General features: G+C 67.1%; 1 pseudogene. It reads left to right on the top strand.

From position 1 onward, the window contains the following. Positions 1 to 306 (top strand): annotated as a pseudogene (locus EOC06_RS38450) (ABC transporter ATP-binding protein); the annotation flags it as partial. Between the last annotated feature and the right edge of the window lie 208 nt (positions 307 to 514).

Raw genomic sequence — 514 nt, 5'->3', positions numbered from 1 at the left:
CTGCTGATGGACGAGCCGTTCGGCGCGCTGGACGAGATCGTGCGCGACCATCTCAACGAGCAATTGCTGGAATTGTGGGGACGCACCAACAAGACCATCTGCTTCGTCACCCACTCCATTCCGGAAGCCGTTTATCTGTCGACGCGCATCGTCGTCATGTCGCCGCGCCCGGGCCGCGTCAGCGACGTCATCGAATCGACGCTGCCGAGAGAGCGGCCGCTCGACATCCGCGAGACGCCGGAGTTTCTGGCGATCGCGGCGCGCGTGCGCGACGGGCTGCGGGCAGGGCACAGCTATGATGATTGAGGGAGCAATCGACGGGCTCCCTCCTCTCCCCAACGGGGAGAGGGTGGCCGGAGCGAAGCGGAGGTCGGGTGAGGGGGCGGCCCACCGCGCCTTCGTCATCCCAGGGCACCGCGAGGCGGCGTGCGTAAAGGGAGCGGTCAACCACCCCTTCGTCATCCTAGGGCAGAGCAGGCGCGCAGCGGCCTGCGCAGACCCTAGGATCCATGCC

Source organism: Mesorhizobium sp. M7A.F.Ca.MR.362.00.0.0, from assembly GCF_004023175.1.
Taxonomy (GTDB): domain Bacteria; phylum Pseudomonadota; class Alphaproteobacteria; order Rhizobiales; family Rhizobiaceae; genus Mesorhizobium.
The sequence above is the reverse complement of the archived record's forward strand: the minus strand, read 5'-3'. Positions and strand labels throughout refer to the sequence as shown.